This window comes from Kitasatospora sp. NPDC056531 (genome assembly GCF_042794375.1).
In the GTDB taxonomy this organism is placed as follows: domain Bacteria; phylum Actinomycetota; class Actinomycetes; order Streptomycetales; family Streptomycetaceae; genus Kitasatospora.
On record NZ_JBHTTU010000027.1, the window covers coordinates 86,457 to 101,766 of the forward strand.

The 15,310-nt window shown below is 70.4% G+C and carries 11 protein-coding genes and 1 pseudogene; 7 read left to right on the top strand and 5 right to left on the bottom strand.

Annotation, left to right across the window (positions count from 1 at the left end; genetic code table 11):
* Nucleotides 1-761: 761 nt before the first annotated feature.
* Both ACFQ87_RS22780 and ACFQ87_RS22785 read left to right on the top strand, forming a co-directional pair.
* Complete coding sequence (locus tag ACFQ87_RS22780) at nt 762-2,810, top strand: glycosyl hydrolase (RefSeq protein WP_380612633.1); 2,049 nt, start codon at nt 762-764, stop codon at nt 2,808-2,810.
* Between the two features lie 312 nt (nt 2,811-3,122).
* Nucleotides 3,123-3,335, top strand: a complete 213-nt coding sequence (locus ACFQ87_RS22785) for a hypothetical protein (protein WP_380612634.1) — start codon at nt 3,123-3,125, stop codon at nt 3,333-3,335.
* 121 nt (nt 3,336-3,456) lie between these two features.
* Here the strand turns inward: ACFQ87_RS22785 and ACFQ87_RS22790 are convergent, their stop codons facing one another.
* Nucleotides 3,457-5,172, bottom strand: a complete 1,716-nt coding sequence (locus ACFQ87_RS22790) for an IS1182 family transposase (protein ID WP_380612635.1) — start codon at nt 5,170-5,172, stop codon at nt 3,457-3,459.
* 507 nt (nt 5,173-5,679) lie between these two features.
* On the opposite strand from ACFQ87_RS22790, the gene ACFQ87_RS22795 reads away from it, so the two are divergent.
* Together ACFQ87_RS22795 and ACFQ87_RS22800 are read left to right on the top strand one after the other, a co-directional pair.
* Nucleotides 5,680-6,552, top strand: a complete 873-nt coding sequence (locus tag ACFQ87_RS22795) for a nucleoside hydrolase (protein WP_380612636.1) — start codon at nt 5,680-5,682, stop codon at nt 6,550-6,552.
* A gap of 230 nt (nt 6,553-6,782) precedes the next feature.
* Nucleotides 6,783-7,280: an SMI1/KNR4 family protein gene (locus tag ACFQ87_RS22800; RefSeq protein ID WP_380612637.1), complete on the top strand. Its 498-nt coding sequence runs from the start codon at nt 6,783-6,785 to the stop codon at nt 7,278-7,280.
* Nucleotides 7,281-7,528: 248 nt separating this feature from the next.
* Here ACFQ87_RS22800 and ACFQ87_RS22805 read toward each other — a convergent pair whose 3' ends face one another.
* A complete protein-coding gene (locus ACFQ87_RS22805) occupies nt 7,529-9,358 on the bottom strand; it encodes a pentapeptide repeat-containing protein (protein WP_380612638.1) in 1,830 nt (609 codons plus the stop codon).
* Nucleotides 9,359-9,607: 249 nt separating this feature from the next.
* Here ACFQ87_RS22805 and ACFQ87_RS22810 point away from each other — a divergent pair, with 249 nt between their 5' ends.
* Complete coding sequence (locus tag ACFQ87_RS22810) at nt 9,608-10,084, top strand: hypothetical protein (RefSeq protein ID WP_380612639.1); 477 nt, start codon at nt 9,608-9,610, stop codon at nt 10,082-10,084.
* Nucleotides 10,085-10,158: 74 nt separating this feature from the next.
* On the opposite strand, the gene ACFQ87_RS22815 is transcribed toward ACFQ87_RS22810, so the two are convergent.
* From ACFQ87_RS22815 to ACFQ87_RS22825, 3 genes are all read right to left on the bottom strand, one after another.
* Entirely contained in the window at nt 10,159-10,668 is a 510-nt protein-coding gene (locus tag ACFQ87_RS22815) for a hypothetical protein (RefSeq protein WP_380612640.1), read from the bottom strand.
* A gap of 311 nt (nt 10,669-10,979) precedes the next feature.
* The gene (locus tag ACFQ87_RS22820; protein ID WP_380612641.1) at nt 10,980-11,951 is read right to left on the bottom strand and encodes a phosphotransferase family protein; all 972 of its coding nucleotides are present in this window, start codon (nt 11,949-11,951) and stop codon (nt 10,980-10,982) included.
* Between the two features lie 568 nt (nt 11,952-12,519).
* Complete coding sequence (locus ACFQ87_RS22825; RefSeq protein WP_380612642.1) at nt 12,520-12,864, bottom strand: hypothetical protein; 345 nt, start codon at nt 12,862-12,864, stop codon at nt 12,520-12,522.
* A gap of 111 nt (nt 12,865-12,975) precedes the next feature.
* On the opposite strand from ACFQ87_RS22825, the pseudogene ACFQ87_RS22830 reads away from it, so the two are divergent.
* Together ACFQ87_RS22830 and ACFQ87_RS22835 are read left to right on the top strand one after the other, a co-directional pair.
* A pseudogene (locus ACFQ87_RS22830) lies at nt 12,976-13,779 on the top strand (IS5 family transposase).
* A 187-nt stretch (nt 13,780-13,966) separates the two neighbouring features.
* Entirely contained in the window at nt 13,967-15,220 is a 1,254-nt protein-coding gene (locus ACFQ87_RS22835; protein ID WP_380612643.1) for an MFS transporter, read from the top strand.
* The last annotated feature ends 90 nt before the right edge of the window (nt 15,221-15,310 follow it).

Genomic DNA, 15,310 nt, shown 5'->3' on the forward strand with positions numbered 1-15,310 from the left:
CCGGGAGGACAAGATCCCTGGCCGGGGCGAATCGGGCGGGACAAGGTGCCTGGTCAAGGGGTGGGACAAGAGGGTGCGGTCAGACCGCGGACAAGGGTGCGGTGTGCAGGGCGCCAGCGGCGTCCGCGCGCTCGCCCGGGTGCCGGGCTGGCCATTGTGCCCGTTCCGGCTTCCTGCTGACGGAAGGCCGCCGATTACCACCACCTCGCCCCTGCGCCTGATCCGGTCGACGGCGACCAGGCCGCCGACCACCACCAGCCGGACGAAGCGGCGAAGGCCTCGCCGGCCCGGGAGAACCGGCCCGGCACTACCTCTGCAGTACCTCCACCGGCACGGACACCCCCGTGGGCCCGGGTGTCCGTACGGCGAGGCCGTTCGGGCGGGCGGCCGTACACACCGGGCGCCCTGCCCCGGCCATGGCCGGGGTGAATTGGGTGCCCCGCTTACCACTTGTGTCCCGGCACGCCAGCAGGGGGGTACCAAGCCCCGGGCATCTCAGCCTGCCATTGACAGGCCCGACCCTCATGGGTACGAGGTTAAACATCAAGCTGAGGGGTTCCCTGCGCTGCCGACGGGCTGGCGGCTGGCAGAGGTGCCGGCGACGGACCATGTCTTCGCGGTGCCCGCCTCGGAGCCGCTGCCGGCACCCGAGGCGCTGGCACAGATCACCGGGACAGTCACGCACTGGCCGGCGGACCTGGCGCTCTAGGATGCTTGTTCGGACGGGGGTCGGGCCCCCGCACGCCAGCAGGGGGTACCAGGTGAGGGGCAGACTGCGTCATCGACTCGCCGCGCTGGGGGTGGCGGCCGCCGCTGTCCTCGGCGCGGTCACCACAGGGCCAGCCACGGCCACGGCCGCCACCAGCACGGCGACCGCCGACCCGAACGCCACCCCGCAGGCCCAGGCCGTCCTGGACTGGCTCACCCGGTTGCCCGACCGGGGGCTGCGGCACAAGGTCGCCTCGGGCTTCTTCGCCGGGTACAGCGGTACCGACACCCCGCAGTCCGGCAAGGACTTCGCAACGCAGTACCAGCAGGTGACCGACCTGTACAACCGGACCGGCCAGTTCCCCACCGTGCTGGCGTGCGACTACGCCGGCGGCTGGACCTCAGACGCCAACCCCTCGCCCACCGAGGTCGGTTCGAGCTGCGACTCGGCGCTGATCGACCACTGGAACGCGGGCGGCCTGGTGTCGGTCAGCGTCCACCTCTACAACCCGGTCGCCGGCGCCGCGTGGCGCACCCCGCTACCGGCCGCCACCTTCCAGCAGCTCCAGGACCCGGGCACGGCCGTCGGCCAGGCCTGGCGGGCCGAGCTCGACAAGGTGGCCGCCGGGTTGCAGACGCTGAGCGACGCCGGGGTACCGGCGCTGTTCCGCCCGTTCCACGAGATGAACGGCAACTGGTTCTGGTGGGGCGGCCAGTCTCCGGCCGACTTCGTCACTCTCTGGCGCAGCACGTACGACTACCTGACCACTACCAAGGGCCTGCACAACCTGCTCTGGGTCTACGCCCCCGGCTGCGGCCAGACCGACCCGACGGCGTACTACGCCGGGCACGCGTACACCGACGTCGTCGGCCTGGACTGCTACAGCCCGACCCCCGGCACCATCACCGGCTACGACCGGATGACCTCGCTCGGCAAACCGTTCGCCTTCACCGAGATCGGACCGCCCTCGGGGATGAACGGCACGTTCGACTACGGCAGTTGGGTCGCGGCGCTGCACGAGCAGTTCCCGCGTACGTCCTACTTCCTGGCCTGGAACGGCGAGTGGAGCCCGGCGAACAACGTCAACGGCAGCCAACTGATGAACGACCCGTGGGTAGTCGACCGTGGCAGGGTCGACCTCGCGGCGCCGAAGGTCGAGGCGCCGTCGGTGGTCTACCAGGACTTCGAGAGCGGAACCCAGGGCTGGACCGGCTACCAGGTGCTGCACGGCCCGTGGCAGGTCACCGAGTGGGCCTCGCACGGCAGCGGCTCGCTCAAGGCGGACGTCGACCTGGCCGGCAAGCCCGCCTTCCTCAACCGGGTCGGCCCGCTCGACCTCAGCGGCGACACCACACTGAGCGTTACCGCCCGTACCGCACCCTGGGGCAACCAGGCCGGCGGCAGCACGGCCAAGCTGTACGTCCGGACCGGCGCGAGCGCCGACTCCTCGTCCTGGGCCTGGATCGACTGCGGCGCGACCGCCGCCAACGCCAAGGGGATCCGGCTCACCCTGGACCTGACCAAGGTCGCCGACCGGGCCCATGTTCGGGAGATCGGCGTCGAGTTCGACCCGGCGCCCGGTGCCAGCGGCCAGTCCGCCGTCTATCTCGACGACGTCCGGCTCAGCGGCCTGCTCGACGGCTTCGAGAGCAGCACCGAGGGCTGGACCGGTAGCGGCACGGCCCTGCTGGCCGGGCCCTGGTCGGTGCCCGGGGAAGGCGCGGGTGAGGGTCTCCGCTCGCTCAAGGCGGACGTCGACCTCGCGGGCGGCCCGGTCACCCTCAGCCGGCTCGCCCCCGCGGACCTGACCGGCGCCACCGCGCTGACCGTGGATGCCGGCACGGCTCCCTGGGGCGACCAGGGGGCCGGCACCACCGCCAGCCTCTTCGTGCGGACCGGTACCGCCGACGACCCGGCCACCTGGACCCGCTACGACAGCCCCGCCGCCACGGTCGGTCCCGACGGTCTGCCGTTGCTGCTCGACCTCACCCAGGTCGGGGACCTCGCCCACATCCGGGAGATCGGCGTCCGGTTCACCCCCGCCACGGGTGCGAGCGGCCGCTCCGCGGTCTACGTCGACAACCTGGTCCGCTGGAGCTGAACCCGCCAGGGCCTGTCTGACAATTCGCCTTGGATCAGCGCGCGGCCCCCTCAGCCTTCGGCCGGGAGGTGCCCCCCATGGCGCCCGGCTGGGCGTGCCGGCGAATCGGCTTCGTACTGGGCCCTACTTGGGCGTTTCGCCGGTGCGTCCGTGGGGGTCCCCCGGCCGAAGCCTGGGGGATGCGCCGCGCCGCCCGGCGGGAAGTGTCAGACAGGTCCTGGTGTCGGCCCGTCAAGATCTCTTGGCAAACGATCAAGATCAGTTGTCAGAGGATGGTGTCCTTGTTGACCTCTGACTGGAGACCTTGACGGTTTGCCATTCGATCTCGGCCACCAGCAGGTCGCCATGGAGAACTGGGACGAACTGACTGTCACCGAGCAGGTGCTGGTCCGCCGCGTTGTCACCGGCACCAGCCTGCGCGGCAGCGCGCAGCACATCACAGCCGTGCTGCGCTGGGCGGGCGCGCCCGAGGTGGGCGGCGCAACGCATCGCCCGCGGAAGAGCTGGAGCGCGTGCCGGAGCTGACGGCGGCGGCGCTCCGGCTGGTCGCGGACGGGTGGTTGACGGTGCGTCTGGCCCTGAGCACTTGCTTCGTCCAGGAGGACGGCCCGGCGGTCTGCGTGATCTTGGTGGCTAATTCCAACTGCTATGCAGCTATGGACAGTTGGAGTCTGGCGAGGTGGCTGTGGCTGACTCGGTCGAGGGGGTGGCCGTTCCACCAGGAGTGGAGGCGGATGAGGTTGAGGGCGGTGGCGCTGGTGGTGTGGTCGAGGTGGGTCTTGGGCAGGCCGCGGTAGCGGGCTCGGCGTAGTCCGGTCGTGTGGGTGGCCTGGCGGATGGTGCCCTCGACGCCGGCGCGGAGCGCGTAGTCGCGTTGCCAGGTTCCGGTCTGCTGTCGGTTGCGGGCGTCGCGGATGGCCTCGGTGAGTTCGCGGGGGTAGAGGCTGAGCTGGCGGCGGTTTTTGCGGGAGCTGGTGCATTGCTCCTTGAAGGGGCAGGGAATGCAGTCGAGGGCGGCGAAGGTGACGACGGTCTTGGGCACCCCGTTTTGGATGTTCGGTGTCCAGGTGGCGCTGGTCTTCCCGGCTGGGCAGACGGCCTGCTGATTGTCCCAGTCGATGGTGAAGTCGTCGGCGGCGAAGCCTTCTTGGGCTTTGGCTTGGCGGGAGGTGTCGAGCAGGACCGGAGTGATCAGGGCGATGCCGTAGGTCTTGGCCGATCCCACGATCAGTTCGGCACTCGGGTAGCCGGAGTCGAGGTAGTGCCGCGCGGGCAGGAGCCGACGGCGCTGGAGCGCCTGATGGATCGCTTCCAGGGCCTTGGAGTCCGGGAGGGTGGAGGCGGTGGTGGCCACGTTCGTGATGATGTTCGGCCGGGCGGGGCGGTCGCCGTCGGCCTGCGGGTGGCACGTCTCCGAGACGTGCAGCTTGTACCCGTTCCAGAACATGTCCTGTTTGGCCGACCAGCGGGCGTCGGTGTCGTAGGGGGAGGCCAGGCGTATCGGGCCGGGCGGCAGCCCGTCGCCTCCGTCCTCGGCGCGCTCGCGGCGCTTGACGCGGATGTGCCCGTTGCCGGCCGTGGTGCGGGTGTAGTTCTGCACCAGCACGATGCGCAGGCTCTGCACTGCGGGGAGCTCACGCAGCCATGCCGGGGAGCCGTGTGCGTACACCGCTTGCAGCAAGGTGTAGCCGTCCTTGGCGTAGTCGAGCGCGAGCGCGTCCTGCTTGGTCTTGGAGGTGGGAAGGCGCCAGGTGTCGATTCGGTCCGCGTAGCGGCGGCTCCAGTCCTCCACGACCAGCACCTGCTCGACCCAGTCGGGACAGGCGGCGGCCAGCGCGTTCAGGGCCGCGCGGACGCTTTCGCCGGCCAGCTCGAGCCGGTTCAGATCCCGCACCGCGGCCACGATGTGCGTGGAGTCGGTGCGCTGGCCGCCGCCCGCGTCCACCAGGCCCAGCTCGCGCAGACGCTCCAGCAGCAGGTCCAGCGCCCGCTCCTCCAGCTCGTGGGTGACGACGCGGGAGCGGAACTCCGACAGCACACTGTGGTCGAACCCCGGATCCTCCAAGCTCAGACCCAGGGCGTACTTCCACGCCAGGTTCTCCCGGACCTCGTCCGCCGCCTGCCGGTCGGTCAGGTTCGCAGCCTTCTGCAGGACAGTGACCAGCGCGAGCCGGCCCGGCGACCAGCCCGGCTTGCCCGCCCGGCCGAACGCGTCGGCGAAGGCCGCGTCCGGGAACAGCTCGCCGAGCCGGTCGCGGACCTGCACCGCCAGCGGCGCCTCCCGCTTGCCCTGGTACATCGCCCGGATCGCCGCCGCGATCTGCGGATCAGGCTGGGGCCAGGGCTGCGGTTGCACCGACACGACATGCTCCGATCCAAGACGAGGCCCGAGAGATCACCAGCACTCATGATCCACTGCACCGTGGCCACGCTGCACCCCTGGCCCAAGGAGCAAGTCCCAGACCGCTCCCCAGACCGCCCCAAAGCATCTCAACTAGGAGTCATAACAAGGAACTTGAAATTAGCCACCAAGATCGGGCAGCGTCGTCCCGCCGTCCGCCGGGCCGTCACCACCGCCGGGCTGCTCGCCGCGACGTCGCGGGACGCGGCGGCCGATTCCTCATCGCGGGGACGAATTGCAGGCTGTCGGCGCGGTCAGCACGAAGGCCGGCGGGCGGCACCCGCGCTCGCCGGCGATGTGGACCTTGCTGGTCTGCCCGCCTCTGGAGTGCCCGAGCAGGGCGGTCTTCAGGCGGAGTGAGGCGGATGAAGACGTGACGTCGCCGCCGCCGAAGAGGAGGCGGCCGAACGCGCTCGTCTCGCCGATATTCCGTTGGTGACGCTCCGTCGGATCGGTACGGTCGCGGGCATGGCAATCCCGATCGTGTTCGACATGGAGACCGGCGACCCCGACGACGTCTTCACCCTGTGTGCCCTCGCGACCCATCCGTGGGCACGCCTGGTGGCCGTGACGGTCATGCCCGGATCGGATGAGCAGGTCGGCATCGTCAAGCACCTCCTCGGGCGCCTCGGGGTGAGCGTGCCGGTCGGCGCGTACCGGCCCGGCGCCGACGTGAAGCCGGTGTCGGGCTTCCACCGCCGGTGGCTTGGCAACGTTCCGGCCCGCGAACCCGACGCCGAGGCCTGGCAGCTGCTGCGGGACGCCCTCGCCAGCAGGGACGCGACGCTGCTCACGGGGGCGCCGCTGAAGAATCCCGGCATGCTCCTGGAACGGAAACCGGACGTGCGCATCGCCCGCTGGGTCGCGCAGGGCGGCTTCGCCGGCGACTCCGTCGTCCCGCCCGAACACCGGCTCCCCAAGTTCGAGGGACGCGAGACCTGCCCGACGTTCAACTTCAACGGCGCTCCGGACGCCGCGTTGAAGCTGCTGGAATCGCCCCACGTCGGTGAGCGGGTGCTCGTCTCGAAGAACGTCTGCCACGGCGTCGTCTACGACGGCGCGATGCACGCCGCCCTGTCGGCGCGGCGGCTCACACCCGGGATGGCGCTCGTGCGGGAGGGCATGGGGGTCTACCTGGCCAAGCGCCGCGCCGGCAAGGCCTTCCACGACCCGCTCGCGGCGGCCGTGGCGCTCGACGAGTCCGTCTGCGCGTTCCGCGAGGTCGAGGTGTACCGCGAGCGCGGCGCCTGGGGTGCGCGTCCGGCGGCCGGCACCCGGACGCGGATCTCGGTCTCGGTCGACCACGCGCGATTCCTGGACGTCCTCACGGCTACCGGGTGACGGACCTCTGCGGTACGGCTACGAGATCTACGAGGCGACCGCACCGGCGGCGTTGTGTGTCGCGGCCGTCCTGGCCCGGCGCGCGCGGCAGCGCCCGAGGGCGGCGGGCATCGTCTACGCGCAGCTGCTGGGCTGGATGGACGGTGTCGCCCGCGACTTCGACACCGTGTGCCGCGAGGGCGGCCAGCAGTATGGATCCCGCGGTAGACCCGAGTGATTGACTCTGCCGCATGACTACAGAATCTGCTGGTGCGGACTGGTTGCCGCAGCTCGTGACGGCTACCGCATGGGGCGCCGAGCAGACACTCCAGATCGACTGGGCGTCCGTAGAGGAGCGGCTCGGATCCCCGTTGCCGGGTGACTACAAGCGTCTCGTCGAGCGATTCGGGAAGGGGACCTTCGACGACGGCTACATCGACCTGCACGTCCCTGAAGACCTTGCCGACTGGACCCAGTTCCACGCGGAGACTGGGGCTTTGCCGTGGGCCAGCAATGAGCAGGAGATGCTCTTCTGCTGGATCACCGACGGGGCTGACGCCGATGCCTGGCCGGTATGCGTGATGGGTGTCGGTGACGATGTCGGAGACCGGTTCGACTGCACTGCCACGGAGCTGATCGTCCGGGTGCTCACCGATTCACGGCACCCGTACACCATCCCCGCCGACTACACCTCGCACTGGTTCGTGCCCTGCGGAAGTCCTTACCGGCTTGCGCCACCCGGATTCTGAGCCCGAGGAAGCCGAGCTGGTCCGAGTCACTGACGCCTGCCAGGCCCGCTGACGGGGCCACGGTCAAACTTCGTTGAGAAGCGTCAAACTTTGCTGAGTCGGGACACGGGTTGTGGTGACCTCTGACACGAGATTTCGGCCGTTTGCCGGGCGATCTTGACGGCCAGCGGGTGTTAGTGGACAGCTCCACGGGCAGCGGGCTCGGTCTTCACGCCTCTACCGGCAGTCAAAAGCCAGCCGTGTACGCCTCACCGCTTCACGCGGCCCCGGAGGGCCAGGAGGGCGAGGCCGAGCAGCACCGGGCCGGTGAGGCGGAGGACGGCTTGTAGCAGCTTGCCCCATGCGGTGAGCTTCACCTCGTCGTCGGTGAGGGACAGGGTGGCGCGGAGTGCATACAGCAGGCTGGTCCAGTACGAGACCGGCTGCGGCGGGCTGGCGAAGCCGACCAGATGGAACACGAGCGCGAACACCGCGGTCACGGCGATGAGCCAGGCAAGCGCCGGCCAGGCGCGCAGCCCGTACCCGGACACCAGCCAATACGCCGTCAACACGCAGCGTTCGACCCGTCCCCTGCTGGTGCGGCCATCGGCCGGGCTACCGGCGGCAGGGCGCGCGTGTCGGCGCATTTCCATTTCGCCGTAGTAGAAGTCGGCGGCGCCGGGCTCGTCCTTGGCGTCCTCGCGCCCCTTGCGCAGGGCCCGGTACAGAGCGGCGATCTGGCCCGGGTTCAGATCCCCGGGCAGCGGCCGGTCGAGCCACTCCGGCCAGCGCGGGGTGACCCAGCGGAACGACCGGAAGACCCGATCGAGCGCAGAAGCGGCCCAGCGAGGTAACCGGGTGGCCCGGTGACGTGACCGGGCGGCCCGCCAGCTGCGTTCTTCGGCGATCACCTGCCGCCAATCCCAGCTCCGCGGTCCTCTGCCTTGCGGGGCCGACGTGGTCGTGAAGCCGACGTCGGCTTCCAGGCGCAGCTTGTCGAGGTTGTGCGCGCCGGTGAACAGGCAGTCGGTGGCGGTGATGTTGCTCAGCCCCAGGCCCGCGACGTTGGCGCGCCGCAAGGACAGCAGCTGCGGCCGCTCGGAGATCTCCCCTCCCAACAGGCGCTGCCAGGCGCCGGCGATGCGCGGTTCCTGGGCCAGCAGCCAGCCATGGTCACTGGCCGGCTGGGGGATGCCGGTGAGGATCGATGGTGCGGGGAAGTCGGCGTCGTCCAGTACGACACGGGCCCACCGCAATCGAAGCTGCACGCCACCGGGGAAGCGCGCACGACGGCAGGACAGCCCGATCGTGCTCACCTCGATCCGCACCGGCTGCATGAACTGCGCCTCGTCCAGCACCAGTCCTCGGTGAGCCAGCAGCGGCCCGAATTGCCGCGTCTGCTCGAACCTGGCCCGCTCGAACCTCCCGGGGCGGCGGAAGACCGCCCCGTCGAACCGGGCGTCGCTGGTGAATGTCGCCCCGTTGAATCCGGCGTCGCCGGTGAATGTCGCTCCGTCGAACCGGGCGTCGCTGGTGAACGTTGCGCCGTCGAACCGGGCGTCGCCCGGGAATGTTGCCCCGTTGAATCCGGCGTCGCCGGTGAATGTCGTCCCGCCGAACCAGGCTCCGCCGGTGAATGTCGTCCCGCTGAACCAGGCTCCGCTGGTGAATGTCGCTCCGTCGAATCCGGCGTCGCTGGTGAACGTCGCTCCGTCGAACCAGGCGTCGCCGCTGAATGTCGCCTCGCCGAACCAGGCTCCGCCGGTGAACGTCGTCCCGGAGAACCAGGCGTCGCCGGTGAACGTCGCCCCGCCGAACCTGGCACCGCCGAGGTGGGGCTGTCCTGTGGTGGGGTCCTGGAGGGCTAGGAGAAGTCCGGTCAGGAGGGCCTCGGTGAAGGGGGTGCCGCGATGGTCGATGTGGGCGCCGGGGGCCAGGCCGGCGAAGTAGGCGGGGCGGTCGGCGTCGGCGAGGTGGGCCAGGCAGGCGGTGTGGCCGGGGACGTGGATGCCCCGGCAGCCGACCGGGTCGGTAGTGGGGTCGGCGCCGTGCCCGCAGTGTGCCCAGTCAGGTGGCCGCGGCGAAGGGGCCGTGCTCATGGCCCGGGGACCGTCCGGTGCGTCATAGCGTCCATCGTCGGTCGGCCGGTATGACCGCGGCGGCGTGCGGGGACGGCCCGGCGCATTGGTTCACCCGCCCGGCGGACCGCCGAAGAGGGAAGGATAAGGGCCCGTTATCCTTTCCTCCCCGCGCAGCGAGATCCGGACCGAACCTGGGCGGTCAAACTCACCTGGCAAATAGTCAAGATCAACTGTCAGAGGACACGAACTGTCCCGTCTCGACGGAGTTTGATCAGTCTCGGCGATCCGCGCCTCAAGGTCGGCGTCAACCTCGACGGCCAGCTGCACTTCCCCGGCCCGGACGGCAAGACCGGGGTCTACCTGCCCACTGTCGCCCAGGACGGCCTGACCCGGCCCTTCCTGCTCATGGGCACCCAGAACCCCGACTCCGGCAGCTACCACCGGCAGCCCGGCTGGGACGCCCTGTGGCAGCACAGCACCGGCTGGCACGCCGACGTGACCCTCACCGGCTCCCGCCACCGCTCCTACACCGACGCCCAGTCCCTGCTGCCCCAGCTCGCCCGCCAGGGCGCGATCAGCGGGGAGGACCTGACCCGCGACGTCGGCGACATCCGCCCCGACCGCGCGGTCCTGGCCACCCGCTCCTACGTCGCGTCGTTCCTCGACCGCTGGCTGCGCGGCCACGACGACCACCTCCTGGACGGCCCGTCGCCGTGCTTCCCCGAGGTGGTCTACGAGCGGTAAGTCCGCCCGGACGGGCCGCGCCCGCTGGCCCGCCTGAGGGTCAGGCCGTGGGCCACGCGCGGGGGCGGAGGCGTCTATCCGCGGTCCGGGTTGGTGATCTGGGTGCGGGCGCGGGCGAGCATCTCGTTGGCCTCGGTGAGGGCGCTTGTTGCCGTTGCTGGCTGGTAGTCCTGGTCGAGGTCGGCCTGGAGGATCAGCATGAGGGCGCGGGCCGTGTCGCTGGCGGCGTTGATCAGCTGGTTCTGGCCCTCGGTGGCATCGCGGAGGTAGCGCAGCTGTCCGGCGAGTTGGGAGACCTGCCAGTACCAGATGGTGGGCAGGTTGGCGGTCATCGCGGGCAGTATGGTCGCGCGGCTGGCGGTGATTTCGTCCAGGTCCGCGCCGCTGTTCAGCAGCTGGATCTCGGCCAGTGTGGCCTCGCTGGCCAGGGCGCCGTAGGCGGCGGCCGCGAGGCTGGCCGTGCGCAGGGCGTGTTGGTCGGTCGCGGCTTCGTAGGTGTGGGCCGGGATGGCGGGGTCGGCGACGTGGAGGAGCCGCAGGATCCGGGCGAAGGTCTGTGCGTCGGGTGTGCTGTGGTCGGTCACGGGTGGCATTCCACAACGTCCGGGCGGTTGAGGTGTCTGTGGCGCGCGGAGGGCCATGCGTAGGCGTCCGAGCGGGTCAGGCGGTGCGTCGGAGGGTGAGGACGGCGTTGTGGCCACCGAACCCGTAGGAGTTGCTCGACGCCACGTCGCCGTCGGGCAGGGGTCGGGGCGTGCCGGTGACGATGTCGAGGGGGGTGTCGCCGTCGCGAGTGCGGCAGGGGGATGCCCGAAATTCCCCAGGGTCTGCTCGATTCCCCACTTGGTTGAGCGGTAAACGATGAGGTCGGGGCCGCGCCCCGGACCGCCCTGGCTCAGCCCAGCGCGTCCATCAGGGAGGTGACATAGGCATCCAGCCGCTCCTCCACAGCTCGTGTCGTCAGCTCGGTCCGTCCTGCCTCCCGCCACGGCTGCGCCACCCACTGCACTTCCTCCGAGAACGCCAGTGGCTCCCGCACCTGCCAGTACAGCCGCTCGTCCGCGGCCACGGCCAGCATCCCGCCGGCCTCCTGGTACGCCTCGGTGAAGCGCAGGCCCCACACCGGGCCGTGCAGCAGCGCGAGATTGGTGGAGCAGTGCGCCACGTCGAGGTCCGCCGGGCCCCAGGAGGCCGCCGCCCAGTCGACGACGCCGGTGATCCGGGCACCGGCGGCACCGGCCGGGTCCTCGGGCGGCAGGTCGAACAGCACGTTGGCGGGCTGGAAGTCCCGGTGCAGGAACCGCCCTTCGTAGCGCGGCGCGGGCTTGCGGATCACGTCGATCGCGGCGGCCCAGACCGCGGCGTCGGCGCCCTCGGGGGTCACGGCCGTGTCGGCGGTCGTCAGCGCCACGTACTCCCGGGGCCGGACGGCCGGCCGCACCGCGTGGACCGCCACGAGTTGACGGGCCAGCAGGGGCAGGCGCGTCTCCAGCCCCTCGTCGTCGAGGACCGTCCGGCCCGGCAGGTGGGTCATGAGGAGCGAGGGGTACTCGCAGTGCGCGGCGGTCGGATCGACGGCGACGAGTCCGGGAGCCGGCACGCCGGTGCCGGTGAGCGTGGTCAGGGCGTCGGCCTCTCTGTGCAGGAGGTCCTCGGCCGGCCCCTGCCGGGTCGGGTCGACGAAGGAGCGCAGCACCAGGTGCCGGGTGCCTCCGTCCCGCATGCCGATGGTCAGCCTCCGCACGTCGGCGGTGGCGCCGCCGTGCAGCGCCTCGGCTCCGACGATCCGCTCGCCGGCCTCCAGGTGCCGGCGCACCCAGGCCAGTGTCAACGGTCGGACAGTCGCCGCCTCATCATGATTGGTCACCGTGCCACCTCATCATCCGGACGGCGGCACGCGCGAACCCTTTACGGGCCTGTCCGCGAGTCAGCGTGCAAGTGGTGGGTGGGGGAGTTGGGCGAGCAGGTCTGTCCGTACCCATAGCGAGGGGTGGGGAATCTCAATGAGCCTCATCAACATTGCCCCACGTCGGTCCGGACCGCGCGGAACCAGCTACGTCCGGGTCGCCGCCGCGGGTGGCCGGCCCGCTGGCTCCGCAGCCGCACCGGACGATAAGTCACATGCCCGCGCCCGCTGTTGCGGTACGGTACGGCCATGGGCTGATCGTGGCCTTGCCGGGAGCGGCTTCGGCCGCTCGGGAAGGCATAACAGCGATGGAAAGGGGCGGCCCGCACTCGGGCCGCCCCTTCGCCGTTCCCGCCCCGACCAGGCGGGAGCTGGTGGCCGCGCTGGTGTCCGCTCCGGACGATCCGTGGTGGGCGCGGCAACTGCGGCCCGCCACTGACGCCGGCCCGCCACTCCAGCAGGACAGCGCGGACCCCGGTTTGGGGTCCGCGCTGTCGTCGCCCTCGTGGTGGGCCGGGTGCCGGTGTCCTCAGGTGCGGTGGTCGCAGTGCGGCCGCTCGTCGTGGTCACAGTGGTGCCAGTGACCCGGACGGGGGTCGATGGCGGTGGGGTCGGTGATGGTAGCGGTGCCGTTGCCGCCTCCGCTGACGCTGACGGTGGCGGTGTTGGTGACCGTGCCGGTGGCGGTGCGGGAGACGAGGACCCGCAGGGTGATGCGCGGGTAGGTGCCGCCGGGGTTGAGGACGTCGCTGCGGGTGCAGGTGACGGTGGGGGTGCCGCACAGGACGTGGGCCCGCTGGTGCTGCCGGTCCCTGACCGGTGTCTCTACTGCCGTACGGTGGCTGAGCAGCGGCTTGGCAAGCGGTCGCGTCACGGGCGTGATCGCGGTTCGTGAGTCTGCGACTGCTGTACTTGCTGATCGTTTCTGAATGAGCTGGGCTGCTGGCCTTGCGGTCGGGCGATCTTGGTCGGCAGGCTGCCCGATGTGCGTGCTGATCTTGTTCCGGATGACCTCTGGGCGCGGGTGGCTCCTGTATTGCCTCCTGCCCCCGAGCGCCGCTACCGCTACCCCGGGAGACTGCGTGTTCCTGACCGGGCGGCCCTCGCGGGGATTCTGTACGTGCTGCGAACCGGTGTCGCCTGGCGCGATGTCCCAGCGGAGACCTCGGGTTCCGGGGTGACAGCCTGGCGACGGCTGCGGGACTGGACCGAGGCCGGAGTCTGGCCGCGGCTCAACGCTGCTCTGCTGACCGCACTGCGCCGCACCGAGCTTCTGGACCTCGACGACTGCGCCGTGGACGGGTCCCACGTCCGGGCGCTCAAAGGGGGGATCACGTGGGCCCCTCCCCGGTTGACCGCGCCCGTCCCGGGTCGAAGCATCATCTGATCGTCGACCGTCACGGAACCCCGCTCGCTGTCGCCCTGACTGGTGGTAACCGTCACGACGTCACTCAACTCGTGCCGCTCCTGGACGCGATCCCTCCGATTCGTGGCCTGAGGGGGCGTTCCCGCCGCAAGCCCCGTCGGCTCTACGCGGATCGGGGCTACGACTTCGACAAGTACCGCCGCCTGCTGTGGAAGCGCGGCATCAAGCCGCGATCGCCCGACGCGGCGTCGCTCACGGCTCGGGCCTGGGCAAGGTGCTTGGGTGGTCGAGCGCGCTTTCGCCTGGCTGCACCAGTTCAAACGGCTCCGTATCCGCTACGAACGACGCGCGGACCTTCACCAGGGCCTGCTCGAAGTGGCTTGCAGTCTCATCTGTCTCCACCGCCTGCGCCGCGCGTTCTGAACGGTCCGTCAGCGCGCCGACCTGTCACAGCAAATTCGATTGCGGTCCCCGTCGCGCCGTGTGTAGGGTCCCGCCCGTGCTTACAACGCCCCGTGTTTCTTAGCTCGGACACCAGCCTCGACGCCACCCTTGTGTCCTAGAGCTGTTACGGAGCGTAACAACAGTGAATACCTTTCGTGGTTCCAGCTTGCTTCGGAACCGGGACTTCTCGCTGCTGCTGAGCAGCCAACTGATATCCGCCATCGGCGACCAGGCCCAGTTCATGGCCCTGCCGCTGGTCGTCCTGGCCCTCACCGGGTCAGCCACCCAGGCCGGGTTCGTCCTGGGCCTGGGCACCGTCTCCTTCCTCGCCTTCGGGCTCGTCGCGGGGGCGCTCGTCGACCGGTGGGACCGCAAGACCACCATGATCTGGTGCGAGGCCGGCCGGACCGTACTCACGGCCGGCGTCGTCGTCGCAGACTGGCTGGACCATCTCACGATGCCCCAGCTGTACGCGACGGCCGTCCTCGCCGGGATCCTAGGGACGCTCTTCCAGGTCGCCAACACCGCGGCGCTGCCGAACGTCGTCGATGCACAGCAACTGCCCACCGCCCTTGGCTACCAGCAGTCCGCCGGCAGCGCGGTGAGCATCCTCGGAGCCCCGCTCGCCGGTACGCTCTACGCCGTCGGGTGGGTCGTGCCGTTCGCCGTCAACGCGGTGTCCTTCGCCGTCTCCGCAGCGTCTCTCCGTATGATGCGCGCCCGCTTCCAGACGGAACGTCAGGAGATCCGAGCCAGGGCACGGATCACTAGGGAGATCCGCGAGGGGGTCGGCTGGCTGTGGCGTGAGCCAGCCGTCCGCTTCCTCGCCCTCGTGACGGCCGCTGACAAGGTCCGCTACGGCGCCGGTTATCTGCTGATCATCACCCTTGCCCAGCAGCTCGGCTCGTCGCCGCTGTGGATCGGGGTCATCTTCAGCGGAGCGGCCGTCGGTGCGATGGCAGGGGCGTTGGTGTCGAACCGGGCTACGCGTCGATTCCCGCTCGGTCACATCGCCGTGGTGATGCTGTGGCTAGAGGCGGTGATGTTCCCGTTGTACGCACTGGCTCCCAACCCACTGCTGCTGGCCGTAGTCGCAGCCGGCGAGTCCCTGGTGGCTCCTGTGTACGCGGTGGCGATGAACACCCACCAGCTGAGCATCACCCCCGATGAGCTGCGAGGCCGCGTGACAAGCGCCGTATCGACGCTCACCACGGGTGCACTGTCGATCGGCACGCTGGCAGGCGGTGCGTTGATCGGCGCGCTAGGGGCCAAGCCGCTGGTCTGGCTCTGCGGAGCGTGGCTACTCGCCCTCGCCCTGCTGACCACCGCGAATCGGGCCGTGCGGCACGCGCCGAGGGCGGGCACCATCTCGCAGACGGAGAGCGCCAACGCGCTCCAGAAGGCGAACCTGACCAGCTAGCCGGTGACTTCGCAGGTGGGGTTTTGGGTTTCCAGCCAGCGGGGTCGGGTTTCGTCGATGCTGAGGAGTTCGAGCAGGTGTGCTTGGACT